Source organism: Tenacibaculum aquaeponti (genome assembly GCF_057221555.1).
The window spans coordinates 1,676,007-1,697,753 of the sequence record NZ_CM170147.1 but is presented as its reverse complement, the minus strand read 5'-3'; the positions used below and the strand labels follow the sequence as shown (position 1 = coordinate 1,697,753).

Sequence of the window (21,747 nt, the reverse complement as noted above, 5' to 3'; positions counted from 1 at the left end):
TTTTTTAAATTATGACCTAATAATTAGAACTAATCTAACTTAGGTTTTTTTCTAAGTTGCTTTTTTAGAGATTGATTTTGTTTGTTTTTTGCCTTTTTAATTTTTGAATTTCTAGTAGGTTTCGTAGGTTTTCTCTTTTTTGTTCTTTTTAAACTACTGATAAGTAAATCAAAAAAATGAAGTGTTACGGTTTCTTTGTTTTTATGTTGAGATCTACTTTCTTGACAAGAAAGATATAAAACACCATTTTTAGAAATTCTATTCTCTAACTTGCTTAAAATTAATTCTTTTTCATTTACATTTAAACCTTCAGAGAGTTTGATATCGAAGTATAACTCAATTTTTGTAGCAACTTTATTTACATGTTGACCACCTGCTCCTGAGCTTTTAAGTGCTTTGAATTTAATTTCTTTTTGAATTATATTTTTATCCAAAGGCTAATACATTAATGTGTTTGGATCGATATTTTGATGTAGGAAATGTAAATCTAAATCGATTAGAGATTCAGAATAAGAATAGAGATTATCTTTGTTAAAAATTAATTCATCAATTATTTTTATAGCTTTTTTTAATCGAGTTTCTTTATTTCCTTTTAATACAACATATGGTCGGTTATATTTTTCCAGTGTATTTTTGAAGGCATTAAACATTTCTTCTCTTTGTTCTGGTCGATCACGTAAATCATCTTCTTCCCAAGGAGTATCAATATAAGTTAAGAAATAAATATCATAAGTATTTTTAATAGCATATTTATCAAGTAAAGAATCTACAAAGCCTCCATAATATTCTTCAGAGTAAACTTTAGTTTCTAATAAATCTGTATCACAAATCAATAATTTATCTGCTTTTTTAGCCAAAGAATTTTCTAAATTCATTTGCCCAATTGCAATAGGGATTATATCTTTTTTTTCGCAAGTTTTTCGTTCATTATTCCATTTGTTCTGTAAATATTCTCTTGCATATTCTGGTGCCCAAACTGTGTTATAGTGTCGGGCGAGCTGACGAGAAAGTGTTGTTTTACCTGTGCTTTCTGGGCCAAATAAAACTACTTTTACTAAATTAATTTCGGATTGTCTAAGCTTTTCTTCCATGCTAAATACCCTAATATTGCGATAAATGTAAATATTAAATATTGAAAACTCGTAAATGTAAAACCTTTATAAAGATACAAAGGAACAGAGATGATATCACCAATAATCCAATAAATCCAATTTTCTATTTTTCTTCTTGCCATTAACCACATACCTACAAAAAATACGGCAGTTGTAACTGTATCTACATAAGCTGTCCAATTATTCCATTTGTCGAAACTTATATAAACAACATACACAAAAATTAATGTAGCAATGAAAATAAGAACACTAAGTTTTTTTTCTTGTAAAGTAGTTCTTGAGATAGGATGTATTACATGTCCTTCTTTAGTTTGAGTCCAGATATACCAACCATAAATGCTCATAATAAAATAATAACCATTAATCATCATATCTCCTAAAAGCTCCCATTTTAATAAAAGATACACGAAAATGGCAGTGCTAATCATTCCAGTAGGAAACACCCAAATTTTATTTTGTTTAGAATACCAAACAGATAAAAAACCGAATATTACAGCAATAATTTCTAACCAAATATCTAAAGTGTCATAGGTTTTGTATTGGTTAAAGAAGAAATTAAAAATTTGGTTCATAGTCGCTTCTATCGGTTTTTACAATTTTCATTTGAAGCAACCCATTGTTTATGGATTCAAAAGCTTCTTTTACTTCTGAAGTTAATAGTTGCATCACTTTATCGTAATCTCCATAGACTTGAGTACTTAAAGGATTTTCTAGAACTGTGATTCCAGAAGCTCTTAATTTTTTAATGAAATTAATAATTGGCTCTTCAAAATTATCTTGAAGTGGAGTAAGTGTTAGCTCTACTGATATTTTCATTAGAATATTATTTCCGACAAAAATAAAGACTATTATTCAAATAGTCTTTTTAGATCTTCTTTAGTAGTTTTTTTCATGTTAATATTCAATGTAGCGTTATTCGTAGCTTCTTTCAATTCAATTTTATCATAGTAAATCTGATTTTTATACGAACCAACCACTAGAATATAAGTTTTTCCACTAATTGGGATTTGTTGAAATTTCAAATTATTATTTGCTCTAGGTTCATATATGAAAGAATTAAGATTATCATAGAAGAAATAAATGTCAAAGCCAGAAAAACGTTCTGTTTTTTCAACTAGTGAGAAATTAAGTTTCGATACATTTTTGACAAAACGATCTATATTAATCCATTGTTTATTTACATTACCAAGAATAAAAAAATCTTTAACAACAAGACCTTCTTTAATATACTCTTGGTAAGTTTCAAAACCTAATAGTTCCTTATTTTGCTTTTTATAATAAGGAATAGAATCTTTATTAACATAATCAGTCACCCAAATTCCACCACCAACAGGATAAGTGAATAGTTCATAATTCTGGTCGGTAATTTTCCAAGTAATGTTACTTGAGTAATCTGTTTCAGAAAGGAAAATATCATTACCCTTTAGCTTTCCTTTTGGAGGATATACTGCTATTCTTTCACCTTTTTTTAATTGTAGTTCTTTTCCGTTAGAAGTAAACTTAATTTTTAAAACTCCTGAAGATTCTAAAAGTTGATTATCGGTAGTCAAGGTTTGAATATTACGATATAAAATTTCTTTAAAATCGTATAACTCTATTAACTCTAATTGTACTTTATCAGTTTCTTGTAAATCAAATAAATCTCTTCTGAAGTAAAATTTGGTTCCATGTTTTCCTTCAATAAACTTATCATAGATTGTATCTAAATCAAAGAATTGTGATTTTTCTTTTTGAAAACTTGCGAAGTGATTTTTAGGAGTAAATGGTTCAAGTTTTTCTCGTTTACAACTAGCAATAAGTAAAATTATCCCGATAAATAATGTGTAATGTAGTTTCATAGTAATTCAGTTTTTAATAATGAGTAACGTGTAAACAAAACGCATACCAAACTTCAATAGAATTCAGTTTAGTTTAATTTTTGCCAAGTCACCAGAATATTAATTTTGATTACTGATTACTGATTACTGATTACTGATTACTGATTACTGATTACTGATTACTGATTACATTACTGATTACTGATTACTGATTACTGATTACATTACTGAATCAAAGCGCATATACACAGGTAAAATCTTCAATCTCTAAGAAACTAATATCAAAGTTAGAAGTTGTTCCTTCGTACAGAATTTTTCCAGTAGTAGTATCATTTTCGAAAGAGAAATCTTCTACATAAATATGATCTAGAAAAAGTAATTTTTTCTTTCCATAAATTTTATACAAACTCTCTTTTGCTCCCCAAACAATGGTTAATTTGCTAACCAAAGCATCGTGATTTGCTATAGATTTATATTCTTCTATTGGAGTAAATTTATGCGCAATTTTCACAATTTTATCACGTCTTTTTTCTATATCGATCCCTACTTTTTTTTCTTTAGAAATAATTAAAGCAGAAAAAGTAAAAGAATGAGTAATAGAAATATGAGTTCCATCTTTTAAATGGGGTTTGCCAAATTCATCATAAAATAAATCATGATCTTCATAACCTACTTCTCTTAATAAATGACGTACACTTAAGAAACCTCTCTGATGTAAATCAGATTTCATATTAGAAACGCGTTCCAAGCTCTGAGGAGTTAGATTGGTGTCTCGAAATAAGTCATCATAAGATTCTTCAATCTTCCAAATCAAAACTTTAGCAGTATTGTTAACAGTTATTGTTTTATATAGAGGCATGTTTTAGAAAGTTATTTTGTAATTTTGCAACTCAAATTCAAGTAAAATAAAGATACAAAAATATGAGCACAAAAACCGCTGCGTATGTTCCTTACAAAGTTAAAGATATTTCTTTAGCAGATTGGGGAAGAAAAGAAATCGAATTAGCTGAAGCAGAAATGCCAGGTTTAATGAGTTTACGTGAGGAGTATAAAGATGAGCAACCTTTAAAAGGAGCAAGAATTGCAGGATGTTTACACATGACGATTCAAACTGCGGTTTTAATTGAAACTTTACAAGCTTTAGGAGCTGAAGTTACTTGGAGTTCTTGTAATATTTTCTCTACTCAAGATCAAGCTGCTGCTGCAATCGCTGCTGCTGGTACTCCAGTTTATGCTTGGAAAGGAATGAACGAAGAGGAATTCGATTGGTGTATCGAACAAACTTTATTCTTTGGAGAAGATAAGAAACCATTAAACATGATCTTAGATGATGGTGGTGATTTAACAAATATGGTATTAGATAAATATCCAGAATTAGCTGAAGGAATCAATGGATTATCTGAAGAAACTACAACTGGAGTTCATCGTTTATATGAAAGAGTAAAGAACGGAACTTTACCAATGCCAGCTATCAACGTAAACGATTCTGTAACTAAATCTAAGTTTGATAACAAATACGGATGTAAAGAATCTGCTGTTGATGCAATTCGTCGTGCTACAGATGTAATGTTAGCAGGAAAAAGAGTTGTTGTTTGTGGATATGGAGATGTTGGTAAAGGAACAGCTGCTTCTTTCCGTGGAGCTGGTTCTATCGTAACTGTTACTGAAATTGATCCAATTTGTGCGTTACAAGCGGCAATGGATGGTTTTGAAGTAAAAAAATTAGAAACTGTTGTTGGAAATGCAGATATCGTTATTACAACTACAGGAAATAAAGATATCGTTCAAGGTCAACATTTCGAAGCAATGAAAGACAAAACTATCGTTTGTAATATTGGACACTTCGATAATGAAATAGACATGGCTTGGTTAAATGGTACTTATGGAGATACTAAAATTGAAATTAAGCCTCAAGTAGATAAATATACAGTTAAAGGAAATGATATTATCATTTTAGCTGAAGGACGTTTAGTGAATTTAGGATGTGCCACAGGTCATCCAAGTTTCGTTATGTCGAATTCATTCACAAACCAAACATTAGCTCAAATTGAGTTATGGAATAATATTGATGCTTATAAGAATGAGGTATATATGTTACCAAAACACTTAGATGAAAAAGTAGCAAAATTACATTTAGCAAAAATTGGTGTTGAATTAACAGAATTACGTCAAGATCAAGCAGAGTATATTGGTGTAACTGTTGAAGGACCATTTAAACCAGAACATTACAGATACTAAAAAATTAGTAGCTCGTTATATATCTAAAACCTCGCCATTGGCGAGGTTTTTTTATAATTATTTAATATTGAGTCTTCTTATATCGATATAACCAAGTGTACTAAATAATATAAGGTATAATAAACTGTATAAACTAATATTATTATAATTAGGATTTTGCCCGATAATATTATAAGCATAAGCGTAATATTGAGTAAAACTTACTTTTTGTGTTATTAAAACAATACCCACAACTAAAAGTAGTAAACCAATACTAATAGGTATAATAAAATTTTTAATTCTAAATGATAACCAGTATTGAATTCCAACTAAACCTAAAAATGGGATAAAACTTTTCGAAATGTTTTTAAAAATCAAAGAGTAATCAGGACTAAAAGAATTAAAATTTAAATCAGAATAAATTAAACCTAAAAGGTTCCCAGATATAATAATAGAAATATAAAATAAAAGATATATAGCTAATAAAAGTAAAATTATTAAAAGTAGTTTTCCAAAATAAATACTCCATTTTGGAATTGGTAGCGTAAATAAATATTTAAAAGTTGAAGATTTATGTTCTATTTGTACTATTAAGCTGATAATGACTATTGTGTAAATAGAAGTTAATAATGATAAACTATCTTCTTGATTTTTTATAAATTCTAACCAAGGATTAATTTCATCTCCTACAATAAATTTTTCATGCTTTAAAAGGTATAAAATAAAAAATACTAAAGGAAGTAGCAAAGCACATATTAACGATAACCAAAAACCCGAAGTGTTTTTTAGTTTTATTAGTTCGTTTTTTACTCCAGATATAAAATAGTTAATTGATTTCATTGATTTTGTTTTCAGTTAGTGATAAGAAAAAGTCTTCTAAATTATTTTTTATTTGAGATTGATAAACTTCAATGTTTTCATTTCTAAGAATGTCCAAAAGATTTGGGATCTCTTTTTTTGAATCTAGATTAATGCATAAGTTTTCATTATTAATTTTAAAGTTGAAAGATTTCTCGCTTAAAATTATTTTCGCCTGATTTAAATTATCTACTTCAATTTCAAGAATAATTTTATCATTTGTAGAATTTTTAAAAGAAGCAATTGTATCTTGAAATAGCATTTCCCCATTTCTAATAATACCAACATGCGTACATGTTTTTTCTATTTCGCTGAGTAAATGACTTGAAATAAAAAAGGTAGTACCATAATTTTGATTTAAATCTTTTATGAGTTCTCTCATTTCAATAATTCCTTTAGGATCTAATCCATTGGTAGGTTCGTCTAAAATGATTAACTCAGGTTTACTTAATAACGTAATGGCTAAACCTAAACGTTGTTTCATACCTAAAGAATAGGTCTTTACTTTTTTAGTTTTAGCATGGTTTAATTTTACAAGTTCTAAAACTTCATCAATTCTATTAGAAGAAATATTTTCACGATAATTTGCGGCTATTTTTAAATTATCTATTCCGCTAAGATGGTTATATAATGATGGATTTTCGATTAATACACCAATTTTTTCTAATATTTCAATTCGTGTTTTTGAATTAAAAGATTTACCAAAAAGCTCTACATTCCCACTATCCTTTTTTAGTAAGCCTAGAATTAATCGAATTGTAGTGCTTTTTCCAGAACCGTTAGGTCCTAGAAAACCATAAATACTTCCTTTAAAGATGTTTAGGTTTAAGTTTTTGATGTCGTTACCCTTCCGTGTGTAAGAAAAAGTAAGGTTTTCTGTTTTAATAACTTGTAACATAATACTTGGTTTATTTGTTATATATGAAAACGATCAACTTAAAAAACTGTTACAGAGTTTTTTTGAAGTATTAAAAACCACTGTAACAAAATTATTTTATACTCGTCTGTACTTTATAAATGGGTTAATTCTCTATCACTGAAGAAGAAATTGGGAGAATTAATATCAAATTTGTGTAGTAGAGCACATACTTCAGTCTTTAAGACGAAGTGTGTGCTCTTTTTTTTAATAATAAAAGTAAATTAAGTAATCATGAAAAAAGTAATCACATTTTTAATCGTGCTAGCATCGATTTTTACAATTCAAGCACAAGAGTATTCTTTTATACCTAAAGGACTTAAAGAATTGTCTTTTGAAAAATTGATGGAGAAAGGACCTCCTAGTAACTTAGAGTTAGTATTTTATGAGGATGGAACAAAAACGACTCTAGATGAAGTAATTCCTCTTATAATGAGCGGAGCTGTCTATCCAAGGATGTTTGTAGATAAAAAAGGGAAGTACAAAGCTTTAGTAATTATTGGAGGAAGATATTCTTTTTTACCAACAGGTTTAAAACCTATATCTATGGATGAGCTAAAAAGAAGAGGTGTTCCTAAATATCTAGAATTAGTATATTTAGAAGATGGAACAAAAGTGCCTTTTGAGGAAGGCGTAAATCTTATAAAAGAAGGAAAGGCAATGCCGCAGATGTTTGTAGATAAAAATGAAGTTTATAAAGCATTAGTTGTTTTAAAGTATAAAAACGATATAGATCCATACGCAGATATTAAAAACCCAACTGGAGAACAAGCAAAACCTTTTACTATTAAGAGTATAAATGGAGAAAAATATTCGTTACAAAATTTAAAAGGAAAAGTTATTGTTTTAAATTTTTGGTTTATAGATTGTATGCCATGTAGAGAAGAAATGCCAGATTTAAATAAATTAGAAAAAAAATATAGAAATAATAAAAATGTAGTTTTTTTAGGAATAGCCTTAGATAATAAAAATGCGATTAAAGAATTTATTAAAGATTATAAATTTACGTATAATCTAGTTTCAAATGGAACAAAGCTAAGTGAACTTTACGAGGTAAGTGTTTATCCTACACATTATGTAATTGATAAAAAATCTAAGATCAGTTACTTTTCTATAGGAAGTGGTAATAAAGTAATAACAGGAATAGATTCAGCAATTCAAAAATCATTGAATTAAATGTAAAAGTAAAAACCTCGTCATCGACGAGGTTTTTTGTTTTTACTAACTATTAGCAAATTCTATCATAAGTGTCTAAAACTCTATCAGCACCATCTATATTACCATTATCTAAATATCTTTCAGCTCTTCTTAATAAACGATCACATCTTCTTTCAGAAGGTCTTCCTCCATAAATTTCTAATTGTTCTGCTTTGTTTAAAGTTTTTCCTAAGTTTAAAAATTGGTTTTTCATGTTAAAATGTTTTTTCAAGTTCTATTGTTTGGTCACTCTATTGGCGCCAATAAAATATCCCAAGAATAGAAGGTTATTAAATCTATGATTATTTATTTTGAAAGTCATTCATAGCTTTATGACTTATAAAATTTATTGCAATTAATTTTACGCAATATATACAGAATTGAATGAAAATAACACCGTTTTTTGTTAAAAAAATATAAGATTTGTTAAGGTAACATGTAAATAATTGAAAGATAATTTTTAACATGAAAATTAGAAGTTAAAATAAAACTAGATAGATTTTATTACATTTATAACATTCAAATTAATTATACATGAAACCCTTCATAATTTTAAGTGTCTTTTTAATTTTTAGCTCGTGTAACTCACAGAACGATATCAAGAAAGAAGTAATTCCAAAAAAGAAAAAAGTAAAAGTGCTCGATTTACCCAAATTGAATTTGCAACAAGCAAATAAACTAGCAACATTACCAGTTCACTGTATAAATGTTGAATATCCCAATAAATTGAATCAAACTATTGGAAGTGGTAGAGATTTACAATCACCAAAAGAATTGCATCCAGCTTTTTATGGATGTTTCGATTGGCATTCTTCGGTTCATGGACACTGGAGTTTGGTTTCTTTGTTAAAACAATTTCCGGATTTAGATAATGCAGCATCTATCAAACAACAATTACTTCAGAATATTTCAAAAGAAAATATAGAAAGAGAAGTGGCTTATTTCGATGGGAAATACAATAAGAGTTACGAACGAACTTATGGCTGGGCTTGGTTACTTAAACTTGCAGAAGAATTATATACATGGAACGATCCGGTAGCCAAAAAACTAGAACAAAATTTACAACCGTTAACTAATTTAATGGTGAAAAAATATATGGAGTTTTTACCAAAATTAAGATATCCGATTCGAGTAGGAGAGCATACAAATACGGCATTCGGTTTAACTTTTGCTTGGGATTATGCGAATACAGTAAATAATACTGAGTTAAAATTACTAATTGAAACCAGAGCAAAAGAATTTTATTTAAAAGATCAAAATTGTCCGATCTCTTGGGAACCTAGCGGATTTGATTTTTTGTCGCCATGTTTACAAGAAGCGGCAATCATGAAACGAGTTTTATCTAAAGACTTATTTAAAGACTGGTTGAATAAATTTTTACCTCAATTATCAGATGAGAATTTTAAATTTCCAGTTGGAGAAGTTTCAGATAGAAAGGACGGAAAATTAGTGCATTTAGATGGAGTGAATTTCTCAAGAGCTTGGGCATTGTCTACTATAATTAGAGATTTATCAGAATACAATCACTTAAAAGTATTAATTAAAGAGCACATTGATTATTCATTGCCAAACCTTGTAGGTGATAGTTATGAAGGCGGACATTGGTTAGGTAGCTTCGCTATTTATGCTTTAAACTCCGTAAATCATGATTAAAAAATGGTTTAAGAATATTGGTCCTGGTACTTTAGTTGCTGCAGCTTTCATTGGCCCAGGAACAGTTACTTTATGCAGCATAGCTGGAGCAAATTTTGGGTTCAGCTTATTATGGGCCATGGTAATTTCTATTCTAGCAACTATTTTTTTACAAGAAATGGCAGCTCGTTTAGGAATCATTTCTCAAAAAGGATTATCTGAAGTTATTAGAAATGAAATTGAAAATCCTGTTGTAAAAAATATTCTTATAGTTTTAATTCTTGTGGCTATTGTTATAGGGAATTCATTATATGAAGCTGGAAATATTAGTGGAGGCGTACTTGGATTAGAAACAGTTTTAGGGCAATGGAGGTTTTCTAGCGGAACTTTTTCTATTAATTTTATAAGTGTTTTAATTGGTGTAATAGCGTTTATATTGTTATATATTGGAAACTATAAGTTTTTAGAAAAAGCTTTGGTAAGTCTCGTGATATTAATGAGTATTTCTTTTGTTACAACAGCAATAATTACCAAACCTAATGTACTTGAAATTATAAAGGGAATGTTTCTTTTTAAGGTTCCAGACAAAGGTTTACTTACAGTTATAGGTTTAATTGGCACAACTGTAGTTCCTTATAATATTTTTTTACATGCTTCTTTGGTAAAAGAAAAATGGAAAAACAAAGAAGATATTAGAGCTGCTAAAAAAGACACTGTGATTTCTATTTTTTTAGGCGGCTTAGTGTCTATAGCTATTATTATTTCTGCTGCGGCAATTCAATCTAATACAATTACTAATGCTGCTGATTTAGCTAAAGGTTTAGAACCTTTATATGGTAGTTTGGCCAAATACTTTTTAGCGATTGGCTTGTTTGCTGCCGGAATTACTTCTGCAATTACAGCTCCTTTGGCCGCAGCGTATGTAACTAAAGGTTGTTTAGGTTGGAATGTAAATTTAAAATCGAAAGAGTTTAGAGGAGTTTGGATTTTCATTCTAGTATTAGGGATTTTATTTTCTTCTTTAGGGGTAAAACCAATTCAAATTATTAAAGTAGCTCAAGTAGCAAATGGCTTGTTGTTACCGTTAATAGCAGGAATCTTATTATGGGTAATGAATAAAGAAAATATTTTAGGAAAGTTTAAAAACACGAAATTCCAGAATTTTATTGGACTGTGTATTTTAGCTTTTACTATTTTCTTAGGATTGAAGAGTATTTTAAAAGTATTTCAGGTATTTTAAAATGATAGATATTAATTGTGATGTAGGTGAAGGTGTAAATAATGAGGATAAATTAATGCCGTTAATTTCTTCATGTAACATCGCTTGTAATGCTCATGCGGGAAGTATTGAAATTATAGATCATGTAATTGCTTTAGCAAAAAAATATAAAGTAAAAGTTGGAGCACATCCTTCATTTCCTGATAGGGAAAACTTCGGAAGAAAGTTAATGGATATTTCCGAGGAAAAACTTCAAAAAAGTATAGAAGATCAACTTGAATTATTAATTGAAAGATCAAAAAAACAAAGTGTAAAAATTCATCATGTGAAGCCTCATGGAGCTTTATATAATATCGCAGCTAAAGATGAATACTATGCTAATATTGTTTTAAATGCTATAGAAAAAAAATTACCTAAAGCATTTTTGTACGCACCATACAATTCTGTAATTTCAAACTTAGCCGAAGAAAGAAATATTAAGGTAAAATTCGAAGCATTTTTAGATAGAGCTTATAATAACGATTTATCGTTAGTGTCTAGAAATTTACCAGGAGCTTTAATTTCAAACGAACATAAAGCTTGGGAACAGCTACAAAGAATGATTCAAAAAGAGGAGGTAATTTCAATTCAAGAAGAAGTGGTAAATATTAAAGCAGATACTTTTTGTGTGCATGGAGATAACGATCATGCAATTCAAATGTTGATATACATAAATGCTATGTTGAATGAGTTTGAAAGATAATTTAATATTTAAACGACTAGGAGAAAAAGCAATTTTAATTGAATGGAATAGCGAAGTGCAACCTTCTTTGATAGATGAAATCACAAGTTTTAAAAATGAAATTCTCGATAAAAAAATAGATCAAATTCAAGATTTTATCATAGGCTATACTTCTTTAGTTATTAAATACAAAGAAGAAATTATAGGTTTTTCAGATGAAATAGTAGCACTCCAAAAAATCTATTCTGAAAAAGAGGAAGTAAGAAAAGAAACTAAATTTATATGGGAAATTCCCGTGTGTTATCATGTCGATTTCGGATTTGATTTACCAGAAATGAGTAAACAATTAAATGTATCGATTAAAGAATTAATCGATATTCATAGCACAACATTGTATACCGTGCATTTTATTGGTTTTTTACCTGGTTTCTTATATTTAGGAGGATTGAATACTAAACTTTTCATACAACGAAAAGCAACACCTTTACTAAAAGTCCCAAAAGGAGCAGTTGCAATTGGCGGAAAACAAACAGGGATATATCCTGAAGAAAGTGCTGGAGGTTGGCAAATTATAGGAAAAACTCCGATTAACTTTTTTAATGCAAATAAAACGATTCCTTGTTTTGCAAAAGCGGGAGATAAAATTCGTTTTAAATCTATAACGAAAGAAGAATTTATTTCGTTAGCGCAAAGCATATCAGAAGGAAGTTACGAATTACATAAAACCGAATGGTATGCTTAAAGTTTTACATCCAGGTTTTTTTTCTACAATTCAAGATCAAGGAAGATTTGGTTATGCACATTATGGAGTTCCAACTTCTGGAGCAATGGATTTATATGCACATCAATTAGCTAATGCAATTCTAAATAATAATCAGAATGCAAGTACTATTGAAATTACCTTCGGAGGTGCGAAATTTCAATTTTTAAAACGAACTCAAATAAGTATTACAGGAGCAGATTTTAATCCAAAAATCAATGGAAGCTCTATTGAAACAAATAAAAGAATTACAGTTAATGTAGGTGATGTTTTATCTTTCGGAAAAAGAGAATACGGATTGAGAACATATCTTGCTGTTTTAAATGGTTTTGAAGTTGATACAGTTTTGGGAAGTAAAAGTTTTTATAAAGGAATAACCGCGGAAAACGTGTTAAGAAAAGGAAATGAAATTCCATTTTTTGAAAGTGATGAAGGAAACTATGAGACTCATGCCAGAATACATGTAAATACAGCTCATTTTACAAGTCCAATATTGAATTGCTATAAAGGACCTGAATTCGATTTGCTTTCATTAAAACAAAGAGAAAAGCTCTTAGAAAAAGACTTTAAAATATCAGTTAATAATAGTAGAATGGGTTATTTCTTAGAAGAAACAATAGAAAATAATTTTCCACCGATGTTGTCTTCAGGTGTTGTACCAGGAACAGTACAATTAACACCTTCAGGAAAATTAATTGTATTAATGCGCGATTGTCAAGTTACAGGTGGGTATCCGAGAGTTTTACAATTAACATCAGAGGCAATAAACCAACTAGCACAGAAAACTACTCAAGATACAATACGTTTTAAAATAAAAACACCCCATTAAAAATGGAGTGTCAATATTGTATATTTATTAATTGATTAAATTCCGTTCTCAGTAAATAAATCTTTAAGAGCAGGGTCAGAAGGCCTTGGAGCATCAGGACTTACAATATTTCCTTCTGGATCAATTAAGATAAAACGAGGAATATCGTTAATGCGATAAGCATTTGTAAAATCTTTATTCTCATTGGCAAATAATTGAACACCACCTAAGTTTTTCTCTTCAATCATATCACTCCAAGTAAAATAATCGTCTCTTTTATCAACAGAAATACTAACAAACTCAATATTTTTATCTTTATATTCTTCTTCAATTTTGTGTAAAAAAGGAATTTGAGCTAAACAAGGAGGACACCAAGTTGCCCAAACATCTATGTATACATATTTTCCTTTAAAATCATCTAAAGATTTTGGAGTTCTATCAGGTGTTTCATAACCAGTAAATTTAGGTGAAGGTTGTCCTTTTCCTAAAGTTGTTTTAAAATATAGTTTATCACTGTGTATTTTCACAAGTTGTGCTTCTAAATTTTCAATGTTCTTTTTTTGAATACTAACAAAAGCTGTATCTAAAATTTTATTTTCTAATCTAGTATTAAATGCAGAAACGTAAGTATTCAATTTAGAATCAAACTCATTCTTTGGTAATTCTATCATTTCTTTTACTCCTGCATTAAACTCAATCTGATTTTGAGCTGTTATAGATAAGAAGTTACTTTCAGCTGCTCCTTTACCAGCAAATAAAATTGATTTTCTAGGCTCGGCAGCATTAATATTCATTGTGATTTCATCTCCATTTCTAAAATATGCAGTAGCATAATTTGTTCCATCGTAAAGAGAAAAGAAACCGTTGCTTATTTTTAAAGTATCTTTAAAAGTTCCGTCTTCATTTACTTTTATTGTTTTTTGATATCCTTTTTGAGGATTTGCTACTACTAATGAATCAGAGTTTTTATTTTCTATTTTTCCAGAAAAACTAACAAAATCGTTGTTCTTACAAGAAAAAAATAAAGTTGCTGAACACAGTAAGTAAATAACTTTTTTCATGAGATTAGGGCTATAAGTATTTTGGAGTAGTAAAAATAAGAGAAAAACTTTACATATAAGATTTCTTTCAAATCATAGTGAATAAAAATAAAAACCTATTGCTAAAATAAATCGTAAATTTACACTCTAAAAATCACATCAATTTTACGGAATGTATTTAATCTTTGATACAGAAACTACTGGTTTACCTAAGAGTTGGAATGCTCCAATTACAGATACTGATAACTGGCCTAGAGCAATACAAATTGCTTGGCAGTTGCATGATGAAATGGGAAGGTTAATTGAGCACAACGATTTCTTAATTAAAGCAGATGGATTTAATATTCCGTTTGATGCTGAACGTATACATGGTATTTCTACAGAGTTAGCTAATGAACAAGGAATTGGTCTTGCTGAAGGATTAGATTTATTTAATAAAGCCTTAAAAAAGACAAAGTTTGTTGTTGGTCAGAATGTAGGATTCGATGTGAATATTATGGGATGTGAATTCCATCGATTAGGTATTGAAAATAATTTAACAGAATTACCAGTTTTAGATACCTGTACGGAGCTAACAGCTTCCATGTGTCAAATTCCTGGAGGTAGAGGAGGTAAATTTAAATTACCAACCTTAACAGAGTTACATCAACATTTATTTGGTGTCGGATTTAACGAAGCGCACAACGCAACGGCCGATGTTGAGGCAACAACACGTTGTTTCTTAGAATTATTACGTTTAAAACATTATCCGTTAGAAGTATTAGATGTTCCAGAAGATTACTACGCAAAGTATTCTGAAACGAATCCAATGCCAATTCAGCTAATAGGTTTAAAACATTTAAACTTAAAGGCAGAAAGTGATAAAATTAGAAAGCGTCAAGCTGCTGCTTCAAGTGAAGGAAATGCACAATCAACTTCAGAAGGTTTAGCTCAATTAGAAGGAGTTCAGTTTGCGCATTTACATAACCACTCTCAATTCTCTGTATTACAATCTACCATTCAAATTAATGGATTAGTTGCTGCGGCTGCAAAAGATAATATGAGTGCAGTTGCTTTAACAGATACAGGAAATATGATGGCGGCATTCCATTTTACCTCTGCAGTTGCCAATCATAATAAATCTGCTGAAACACCATTAAAGCCTATTGTAGGTTGTGAGTTCTTTATTTGTGAAGATCATAAAGACAAAACAAGAAAAGACAACGGTTATCAGGTTGTTTTATTAGCGAAAAATAAACGAGGGTATCATAACTTAGCTAAAATGTCATCAACGGCTTTCGTCGATGGATTTTATTATGTGCCTAGAATTGATAAAGAGATTGTAAAACAATACAAAGAAGATGTTATTGTTTTAACAGGAAACTTATACGGTGAAGTTCCAAGTAAGATTTTAAATGTTGGTGAAAAACAAGCTGAGGAAGCTTTGTTATGGTGGAAAGAAGAGTTTGGAGATGATCTGTACATAGAGTTAATGCGACACGGACAAGAAGATGAAGATGCCGTGAACCGTACGTTATTAGAGTTTGCTAAAAAACATGAGATTAAAATTGTAGCAACCAATAACACTTATTATTTAGGAAAAGAAGAAGCGAATGCACATGATATTTTATTGTGTGTAAAAGACGGAGAAAAACAAGCAACTCCAAAAGGTAGAGGTAGAGGTTATCGTTATGGTTTGCCTAACGATGAATATTATTTCAAATCTACAGAAGAAATGAAAAAGCTTTTTGCTGATATTCCTGAAGCAATTAGCAACATTCAAGAAATTGTAGATAAAGTAGAAGCATTCACTTTAGCACGTGATGTATTATTACCAGCCTTTGAAATTGGTGAAGAATTTCAAGATGCACAAGATGAAGTCGATGGTGGTAAACGAGGAGAGAATAACTATCTACGTCATTTAACTTACGAAGGAGCTAAAATTCGTTATGGTGAACTTACTGAAAAGATTACAGAACGACTAGATTTTGAGTTAGATGTAATTGCAAAAACAGGATATCCTGGATATTTCTTAATTGTAGAAGATTTTATTCGTGCAGCTCGTGAAATGGGAGTTTCCGTAGGTCCAGGTCGTGGATCTGCTGCCGGTTCCGTAGTTGCATATTGTTTATGGATTACCAATATAGATCCTATTAAGTATGATTTACTTTTTGAGCGTTTCTTAAATCCTGAACGTGTATCCATGCCCGATATCGATATTGATTTTGATGATGAAGGTCGTGGTCGTGTAATGGATTATGTAATCGAAAAGTATGGAGCCAATCAGGTAGCACAAATTATTACTTATGGTACCATGGCGGCGAAATCTTCGTTACGTGATACAGCCAGAGTGTTAGATTTACCATTATTTGAAGCTGATAGAATTGCAAAACTTGTCCCAGGAATTAAGCTGAAAAACATTTTCGGTGAAGATGAAAAAAGTAAAGGAAAAGTAGCAGGTTTACGTGCAGAAGAGAAAGAGAATGTAAATGAGCTAAAAGCCATAGCACAAGGAACAGGATTAGAAGCTAATACAATTAATCAAGCAGTTGTATTAGAAGGTTCGGTTCGTAATACAGGTATTCACGCCTGTGGGGTAATTATTACTCCAGATGATATCACGAAATTCGTTCCAGTATCCTTAGCTAAAGACTCTGATATGTATGTAACACAATTCGATAACTCGGTTGTGGAAAGTGCAGGATTACTAAAAATGGATTTCTTGGGGTTAAAAACATTAACCCTAATTAAAGACACAGTTAAGATTGTAAAAGCACGTCATGGAGTAGAACTCGATCCAGAGAATTTTCCTATTGATGATGAAGAAACATATGCGTTATTCCAAAGAGGAGAAACCGTTGGTATTTTCCAGTACGAATCTCCTGGAATGCAAAAATACATGCGTGAATTAAAGCCTACAGTATTTGCCGATCTTATTGCCATGAATGCATTATATCGTCCAGGGCCGTTAGAATATATTCCTTCTTTTATCCGAAGAAAGCACGGAGATGAAGAAATTGAATATGATCTTCCTGCGATGGAAGAATATTTAGCAGAGACTTACGGAATTACGGTATATCAGGAGCAAGTAATGCTACTGTCGCAAAAACTAGCAGATTTTACCAAAGGTGAAGCCGATGTACTTCGTAAGGCGATGGGTAAAAAGCAGGCGGCGGTTCTAGCGAAGATGAAACCAAAATTTGTAGATCAGGCAAAAGCAAATGGACACGATGAAAAAGCTTTAGAGAAGATTTGGAAAGACTGGGAAGCATTTGCATCGTATGCCTTTAACAAATCGCACTCTACATGTTATGCTTGGATTGCCTATCAAACTGCATATTTAAAAGCACATTATCCTGCAGAATATATGGCTGCGGTACTTTCCAACAATATGAATGATATTAAAACAGTATCGTTTTTTATGGAAGAGTGTAAGCGTATGGGATTAGAAGTATTGGGGCCAGATGTAAATGAATCGTATTCTAAATTCTCTGTAAATAAAGAAGGCGCAGTTCGTTTTGGAATGGCTGCTATTAAAGGAGTAGGAGCTTCAGCGGTAAAAGCAATTATCGATGAACGAAAAGAAAACGGACATTATAATTCAATCTTTGATGTTGCCAAACGAGTAGATTTACGTGTAGCGAATAAAAAAGCATTCGAAGGTTTGGTGTTAGCAGGAGGATTCGATTCGTTTACAAATACACATAGAGCTCAGTATTATGTTAAAGATGAAAAAGAACAAACGTTTTTAGAAAAAGCGATTCGTTTCGGAAATAAATATCAAGAAAATCAGAATTCTTCTCAAGTATCTTTATTTGGAGAAGCAAGTGAAGTAGATTTGCCGGAACCAATTATTCCTGAGTGCGACACTTGGGGAACTATGGAGTTATTAGCGAGAGAAAAAGAAGTTGTAGGAATGTATATTTCTGCACATCCGTTAGATGATTTTAAAAACGAATTAAAGTTTTGCAATGGAAATGTGAGTTACTTTAAAGACTTAGCAAAATATGAAGGTATGGCAATAACCTTCGGTGGTATTCTTACAGATGTTCAGCATCGTATTTCTAAAGCAGGAAAAGGTTGGGCTTCATTTATTATTGAAGATTATAACGATAGTTTTGAGTTTAGAATCTTTGGAGAAGAATATCTACGTTTCAAACACTTTTTAGTACCAAATTCTTTCTTATATGTAAAAACTATGGTAAAGCCAGGTTGGGTGAATAAAGAAGGTGTAAAAGGTGATCCTAGAGTCGGATTTACAGAGTTCTTACTCTTACACGATATCATGGAAAAGATGTGTAAGAAGTTAACCATAAAATTGGCACTGAAAGATGTTAAAGAAGATTTTATAAAAGATTTCCAACATCTATGTGTATTAAATTCTGGTTCACATTCTTTACGTTTTGTAATTTATGATGTAGAAGAAAAATTAGAAATAGATATACCTAGTAGAACTACCAAGATTAACATTACCAGTGAGTTTTTAGCAAAGTTAGATGAAGAGCATATTGATTATAAGTTGAATTAAATGTCTCAAAATTATCAAAATAGTTTAGCCTTATTAAATCAAGTTGTTGATAAGAAGTTATACGAACAATTGATATATCAATTAAATAAAGACTTCCAGCTTGTTGGTTTAGATGTGGTTTTTCATAAAGAAAGTACACCTCTAGCGTTAAAAACTAAACTGCAAGAAACTGTAAAGTATTTATTATTGAATGATTCCGATGGGTATTACAATTTACTGTATCGTATCGATGTTTCTGAAGCTTCATTAAAAGGTATAAACATATCAGAAATTGATTATTATTCAGAAGAAGTAGCTTTTTTAATCCTAAAAAGAGTTAGGAAAAAAGTTTATTTTAAGAATAAATATTCTCACTAAATACTGTTGTTAAATACAAGTAAAAGAATCCGTCAACCTGAACTGTTTCAGGTTCTCATGATATCTATTGTCACTTCGAGTGCGCGTAAGAATGGAGCGTGTATCGGGAAGTGCTTAGGAGTTCTAAATTCGTTCTTGATACAAAATTGTTTTCCTCTTTGTTCTAATCAATTTCACTCGAACTGACAGGTAGGTTTTTTATTGTCACTTCGAGTGCGCGTAAGAATGAAGTGTGTATCGAGAAGTGCTTGGGAGTTCTAAATTCGTTCTCGATACTAATTTGATCTCATTAACATTCATAAATTCACTCGAACTGACAAGTAGGTTTTCTATTGTCACTTCGAGTAAAATAAATCAAAGCATAGCGAAGGATTTGTTTTGTATCGAGAAGTAGTTATAATAAATAGTTCTCGATACTAATTTTACCTCATTAATATTCGTCAAATTCACTCGAACTGACATTTGACGTCTATTTTGAAACAAGCTAAGGACAGGTGAACACAAAGTATTATGTCAATAGCACTATAGAAAATACAAATCATAAAGAATTAAATGTCCTTTAGTTTACAGTATTTTTGCAAACTAAAATGTAAACATTGTATTTTATTATTTTTTAATGTTCATGAAACAAAATAAAAATGGAGTTTGGGTTAGTTGGAATGAAAACTTAAAGTACAACTATAAATCGTTATACACGATTAAAACAGAAGAGGAATTACAAGAGGTTATTGCTAAAAGTGAAAAGATACGTTTTTTTGGAAGTAAACAATCTTCTGCAGATATCGCAGCAGGAACAGAAACCTTAATTGATATTACTGCCTACAACAAGATATTAGAATTTAATGATACTGATAAAACTATCACGGTACAATCTGGAGTATTATTAAAAGATTTATTAGAAGCTGTTGAGGCCAAAGGTTGGTGTATTCCTTGTTTGCCAGATATTAATACTGTAACTGTTGGTGGAGCTTTAGCTACAGGAACACATGGCACAAGCGGAAAATTATTAAGTGAATATGTTACGCAATGTAGATTAATATTAGCTGATGGTTCTGTAAAAGAAATTCATGAAGGAGAAGAGTTAATGGATGCTGTTCGTGTTTCATTAGGAGTTTTAGGCGTATTTTCTACGGTAACTTTTTCTTGTGAAGAAATTTATACGCTTCATGTAAAAGAACATCCAGAAAGTGATGCAGAGTGGTTGCCAAAAATTAAAGAACGTTTAAAACAACACGACTTTTTAAGAGTATTATGGTTACCGCATACAGATAAAGGTTATGTGATTACTGGAGATAAAATCGATCCAAATACAGAAGTACAAGAAGATTTAGGTCCAAAATATTTAAAGCACAGAAGAAAAGCTTCTAAAATTTTATACAAATACACACATCTTTTCCCTTGGTTTACTGCTGTAGCAAATAAACTGTTGTATAGAGGTTTTTTCAGAGCGACAAAAGAACATAAAGGATCGTTGTATCAAGCAACGGTTACTAAATCTCGAGGTTCTACGTTAGAGTTAGCAGAATGGACAATCAGTTTAGATGTTTTTCCAAAGGTATTCGAAGAGTTAAAAAGAGAAATCAATAAATGGTCGAACAAATCTTTTATTCATATTCCTATGGATGTTCGTTTTGTATATAAAGACAAATCTTGGTTGAGTTATGCCTACGGACAAGATACGGTGACTATGGGATGTGTTTCTAGAAATGCAGCCACTGCAGATTCTTACGAAGCGTTTAGAAGTGTAGAAAGAATTTTCTTAAAATATGGAGGAAGACCACATTGGGGAAAGCGTTTTAAAGCAAAAGATACCGAACTTTCTCAAGTGTATGAAAAATGGGATGATTTTAAAACACTACGCAAATCATTTGACCCAACTAATAAATTTTTAAATTCGTATTTAACAGAATTATTTAACGAAAAAGAAGTTGAACATGCCTACGCCTAAAGGAATTTTATTTGATTTTGATGGAGTAGTGGTAGATAGTTTTGAAAGCCATTATTCTGCTTGGTCATCAGCGTTTAAAGAGTTGTTTAATGAAGAAATAGCTCCTTATCCGAAAAGTCATGTTGGTAAATCACCAAAAAAAATAGCGAGATATTTTTGTGAACAAATAGGTAAAGGAGAACAGTTTGAAGATTTGTTTTTTCTGAAGGATAAACATTTAGAACTGTATTTTAAAGTTCCGAATTTATTACCAGGAGTTACTGAGTTTACAGATTATTTATCTACGAATAAAGTGCCTTATGGAATTGCGAGTAATGCAACAAAATTATTCTTGAAACAATCGATAAAACATTTAGATTTAAATTTTCCTGTAGTTTTTGGAGTAGAAGATTATAAGAAACCAAAACCAGCACCAGAAGCTTATATAACTTTAGCTACAGCTTTAGAATTTTCTGAAGAAGAATTTAAAGATTTATGGGTTTTTGAAGATAGTTTAACAGGAATATCAGCAGCAAAATCCGCTGGAATGCAACCGATTGGAATATTATCTAAATATACAGCAGAAGAAATGAAAGCGGCAGGTAGTATACAAGTCTTTAAAAATTTAAAGGAAGCTTTTGATAGTTTGATTTAATGTT

The 21,747-nt window shown here is 30.5% G+C and carries 21 protein-coding genes; 11 read left to right on the top strand and 10 right to left on the bottom strand.

The genetic code is table 11. The annotated features are described in order from the left end of the window. Window positions 1-29: 29 nt before the first annotated feature. The 6 genes from arfB to AC2TEO_RS07500 form a co-directional block, all read right to left on the bottom strand. Window positions 30-434 (bottom strand): alternative ribosome rescue aminoacyl-tRNA hydrolase ArfB, encoded by a 405-nt coding sequence (gene arfB, locus AC2TEO_RS07525; protein ID WP_442267517.1) that lies wholly within the window; start codon window positions 432-434, stop codon window positions 30-32. 3 nt (window positions 435-437) lie between these two features. Then, the gene (locus AC2TEO_RS07520) at window positions 438-1,091 is read right to left on the bottom strand and encodes an ATP/GTP-binding protein (RefSeq protein ID WP_442267516.1); all 654 of its coding nucleotides are present in this window, start codon (window positions 1,089-1,091) and stop codon (window positions 438-440) included. After that, on the bottom strand, window positions 1,055-1,684 hold the full coding sequence (pnuC, locus tag AC2TEO_RS07515; RefSeq protein WP_442267515.1) for a nicotinamide riboside transporter PnuC: 630 nt from the start codon (window positions 1,682-1,684) through the stop codon (window positions 1,055-1,057). The genes AC2TEO_RS07520 and pnuC overlap by 37 nt, the downstream gene beginning before the upstream one ends. After that, window positions 1,668-1,928 (bottom strand): thiamine-binding protein, encoded by a 261-nt coding sequence (locus tag AC2TEO_RS07510; RefSeq protein WP_442267514.1) that lies wholly within the window; start codon window positions 1,926-1,928, stop codon window positions 1,668-1,670. The genes pnuC and AC2TEO_RS07510 overlap by 17 nt, the downstream gene beginning before the upstream one ends. A gap of 32 nt (window positions 1,929-1,960) precedes the next feature. After that, the gene (locus AC2TEO_RS07505; protein WP_442267513.1) at window positions 1,961-2,950 is read right to left on the bottom strand and encodes a hypothetical protein; all 990 of its coding nucleotides are present in this window, start codon (window positions 2,948-2,950) and stop codon (window positions 1,961-1,963) included. A gap of 211 nt (window positions 2,951-3,161) precedes the next feature. Continuing rightward, window positions 3,162-3,788, bottom strand: coding sequence for a 4'-phosphopantetheinyl transferase family protein (locus AC2TEO_RS07500; RefSeq protein WP_442267512.1), 627 nt, complete (start codon window positions 3,786-3,788; stop codon window positions 3,162-3,164). A gap of 62 nt (window positions 3,789-3,850) precedes the next feature. Between AC2TEO_RS07500 and ahcY the strand changes: the two genes are divergently transcribed. Continuing rightward, on the top strand, window positions 3,851-5,167 hold the full coding sequence (ahcY, locus tag AC2TEO_RS07495; protein ID WP_442267511.1) for an adenosylhomocysteinase: 1,317 nt from the start codon (window positions 3,851-3,853) through the stop codon (window positions 5,165-5,167). Between the two features lie 57 nt (window positions 5,168-5,224). Here the strand turns inward: ahcY and AC2TEO_RS07490 are convergent, their stop codons facing one another. Further along, window positions 5,225-5,986: an ABC transporter permease gene (locus AC2TEO_RS07490; RefSeq protein ID WP_442267510.1), complete on the bottom strand. Its 762-nt coding sequence runs from the start codon at window positions 5,984-5,986 to the stop codon at window positions 5,225-5,227. Continuing rightward, window positions 5,973-6,902, bottom strand: a complete 930-nt coding sequence (locus AC2TEO_RS07485; RefSeq protein WP_442267509.1) for an ABC transporter ATP-binding protein — start codon at window positions 6,900-6,902, stop codon at window positions 5,973-5,975. Before AC2TEO_RS07485 ends, AC2TEO_RS07490 begins: the two co-directional genes overlap by 14 nt. 252 nt (window positions 6,903-7,154) lie before the next feature. Between AC2TEO_RS07485 and AC2TEO_RS07480 the strand changes: the two genes are divergently transcribed. Beyond that, complete coding sequence (locus AC2TEO_RS07480) at window positions 7,155-8,096, top strand: TlpA family protein disulfide reductase (RefSeq protein WP_442267508.1); 942 nt, start codon at window positions 7,155-7,157, stop codon at window positions 8,094-8,096. Between the two features lie 52 nt (window positions 8,097-8,148). On the opposite strand, the gene AC2TEO_RS07475 is transcribed toward AC2TEO_RS07480, so the two are convergent. Further along, complete coding sequence (locus AC2TEO_RS07475; RefSeq protein ID WP_442267507.1) at window positions 8,149-8,331, bottom strand: hypothetical protein; 183 nt, start codon at window positions 8,329-8,331, stop codon at window positions 8,149-8,151. Between the two features lie 320 nt (window positions 8,332-8,651). Here AC2TEO_RS07475 and AC2TEO_RS07470 point away from each other — a divergent pair, with 320 nt between their 5' ends. The 5 genes from AC2TEO_RS07470 to AC2TEO_RS07450 are packed head-to-tail and all read left to right on the top strand — an operon-like array spanning window position 8,652 to window position 13,278. After that, entirely contained in the window at window positions 8,652-9,770 is a 1,119-nt protein-coding gene (locus AC2TEO_RS07470) for a DUF2891 domain-containing protein (protein WP_442267506.1), read from the top strand. Next, entirely contained in the window at window positions 9,763-10,989 is a 1,227-nt protein-coding gene (locus AC2TEO_RS07465; protein ID WP_442267505.1) for an Nramp family divalent metal transporter, read from the top strand. The genes AC2TEO_RS07470 and AC2TEO_RS07465 overlap by 8 nt, the downstream gene beginning before the upstream one ends. Before the next feature lies 1 nt (window position 10,990). Beyond that, entirely contained in the window at window positions 10,991-11,710 is a 720-nt protein-coding gene (gene pxpA, locus AC2TEO_RS07460) for a 5-oxoprolinase subunit PxpA (RefSeq protein ID WP_442267504.1), read from the top strand. Beyond that, on the top strand, window positions 11,694-12,431 hold the full coding sequence (gene pxpB, locus AC2TEO_RS07455; RefSeq protein WP_442267503.1) for a 5-oxoprolinase subunit PxpB: 738 nt from the start codon (window positions 11,694-11,696) through the stop codon (window positions 12,429-12,431). The genes pxpA and pxpB overlap by 17 nt, the downstream gene beginning before the upstream one ends. Beyond that, window positions 12,424-13,278 (top strand): 5-oxoprolinase subunit C family protein, encoded by an 855-nt coding sequence (locus AC2TEO_RS07450; RefSeq protein ID WP_442267502.1) that lies wholly within the window; start codon window positions 12,424-12,426, stop codon window positions 13,276-13,278. The genes pxpB and AC2TEO_RS07450 overlap by 8 nt, the downstream gene beginning before the upstream one ends. 35 nt (window positions 13,279-13,313) lie before the next feature. On the opposite strand, the gene AC2TEO_RS07445 is transcribed toward AC2TEO_RS07450, so the two are convergent. Further along, window positions 13,314-14,318 carry a TlpA family protein disulfide reductase gene (locus tag AC2TEO_RS07445; RefSeq protein ID WP_442267501.1) on the bottom strand — a complete coding sequence of 335 codons (1,005 nt, stop codon included), beginning with the start codon at window positions 14,316-14,318 and terminating at the stop codon, window positions 13,314-13,316. Between the two features lie 151 nt (window positions 14,319-14,469). Between AC2TEO_RS07445 and dnaE the strand changes: the two genes are divergently transcribed. The 4 genes from dnaE (at window position 14,470) to AC2TEO_RS07425 (ending at window position 21,743) form a co-directional block, all read left to right on the top strand. Beyond that, complete coding sequence (gene dnaE, locus AC2TEO_RS07440; RefSeq protein WP_442267500.1) at window positions 14,470-18,804, top strand: DNA polymerase III subunit alpha; 4,335 nt, start codon at window positions 14,470-14,472, stop codon at window positions 18,802-18,804. Further along, a complete protein-coding gene (locus tag AC2TEO_RS07435) occupies window positions 18,805-19,161 on the top strand; it encodes a hypothetical protein (protein ID WP_442267499.1) in 357 nt (118 codons plus the stop codon). A gap of 622 nt (window positions 19,162-19,783) precedes the next feature. Continuing rightward, complete coding sequence (locus tag AC2TEO_RS07430; RefSeq protein ID WP_442267498.1) at window positions 19,784-21,109, top strand: D-arabinono-1,4-lactone oxidase; 1,326 nt, start codon at window positions 19,784-19,786, stop codon at window positions 21,107-21,109. Beyond that, entirely contained in the window at window positions 21,096-21,743 is a 648-nt protein-coding gene (locus tag AC2TEO_RS07425; protein ID WP_442267497.1) for an HAD family hydrolase, read from the top strand. The genes AC2TEO_RS07430 and AC2TEO_RS07425 overlap by 14 nt, the downstream gene beginning before the upstream one ends. Window positions 21,744-21,747: the final 4 nt, after the last annotated feature.

Coding starts and splice junctions, on each gene's coding strand:
- AC2TEO_RS07465 (WP_442267505.1), top strand. CDS start 9,763: ATGATTAAAAAATGGTTTAAGAATATTGGTCCTGGTACTTTAGTTGCT.
- pnuC (WP_442267515.1), bottom strand. CDS start 1,684: ATGAACCAAATTTTTAATTTCTTCTTTAACCAATACAAAACCTATGAC.
- AC2TEO_RS07480 (WP_442267508.1), top strand. CDS start 7,155: ATGAAAAAAGTAATCACATTTTTAATCGTGCTAGCATCGATTTTTACA.
- AC2TEO_RS07510 (WP_442267514.1), bottom strand. CDS start 1,928: ATGAAAATATCAGTAGAGCTAACACTTACTCCACTTCAAGATAATTTT.
- AC2TEO_RS07470 (WP_442267506.1), top strand. CDS start 8,652: ATGAAACCCTTCATAATTTTAAGTGTCTTTTTAATTTTTAGCTCGTGT.
- pxpA (WP_442267504.1), top strand. CDS start 10,991: ATGATAGATATTAATTGTGATGTAGGTGAAGGTGTAAATAATGAGGAT.
- pxpB (WP_442267503.1), top strand. CDS start 11,694: ATGAGTTTGAAAGATAATTTAATATTTAAACGACTAGGAGAAAAAGCA.
- AC2TEO_RS07430 (WP_442267498.1), top strand. CDS start 19,784: ATGAAACAAAATAAAAATGGAGTTTGGGTTAGTTGGAATGAAAACTTA.
- AC2TEO_RS07425 (WP_442267497.1), top strand. CDS start 21,096: ATGCCTACGCCTAAAGGAATTTTATTTGATTTTGATGGAGTAGTGGTA.
- ahcY (WP_442267511.1), top strand. CDS start 3,851: ATGAGCACAAAAACCGCTGCGTATGTTCCTTACAAAGTTAAAGATATT.
- AC2TEO_RS07485 (WP_442267509.1), bottom strand. CDS start 6,902: ATGTTACAAGTTATTAAAACAGAAAACCTTACTTTTTCTTACACACGG.
- AC2TEO_RS07505 (WP_442267513.1), bottom strand. CDS start 2,950: ATGAAACTACATTACACATTATTTATCGGGATAATTTTACTTATTGCT.
- AC2TEO_RS07445 (WP_442267501.1), bottom strand. CDS start 14,318: ATGAAAAAAGTTATTTACTTACTGTGTTCAGCAACTTTATTTTTTTCT.
- dnaE (WP_442267500.1), top strand. CDS start 14,470: ATGTATTTAATCTTTGATACAGAAACTACTGGTTTACCTAAGAGTTGG.
- AC2TEO_RS07520 (WP_442267516.1), bottom strand. CDS start 1,091: ATGGAAGAAAAGCTTAGACAATCCGAAATTAATTTAGTAAAAGTAGTT.
- AC2TEO_RS07435 (WP_442267499.1), top strand. CDS start 18,805: ATGTCTCAAAATTATCAAAATAGTTTAGCCTTATTAAATCAAGTTGTT.
- AC2TEO_RS07490 (WP_442267510.1), bottom strand. CDS start 5,986: ATGAAATCAATTAACTATTTTATATCTGGAGTAAAAAACGAACTAATA.
- AC2TEO_RS07500 (WP_442267512.1), bottom strand. CDS start 3,788: ATGCCTCTATATAAAACAATAACTGTTAACAATACTGCTAAAGTTTTG.
- AC2TEO_RS07450 (WP_442267502.1), top strand. CDS start 12,424: ATGCTTAAAGTTTTACATCCAGGTTTTTTTTCTACAATTCAAGATCAA.
- AC2TEO_RS07475 (WP_442267507.1), bottom strand. CDS start 8,331: ATGAAAAACCAATTTTTAAACTTAGGAAAAACTTTAAACAAAGCAGAA.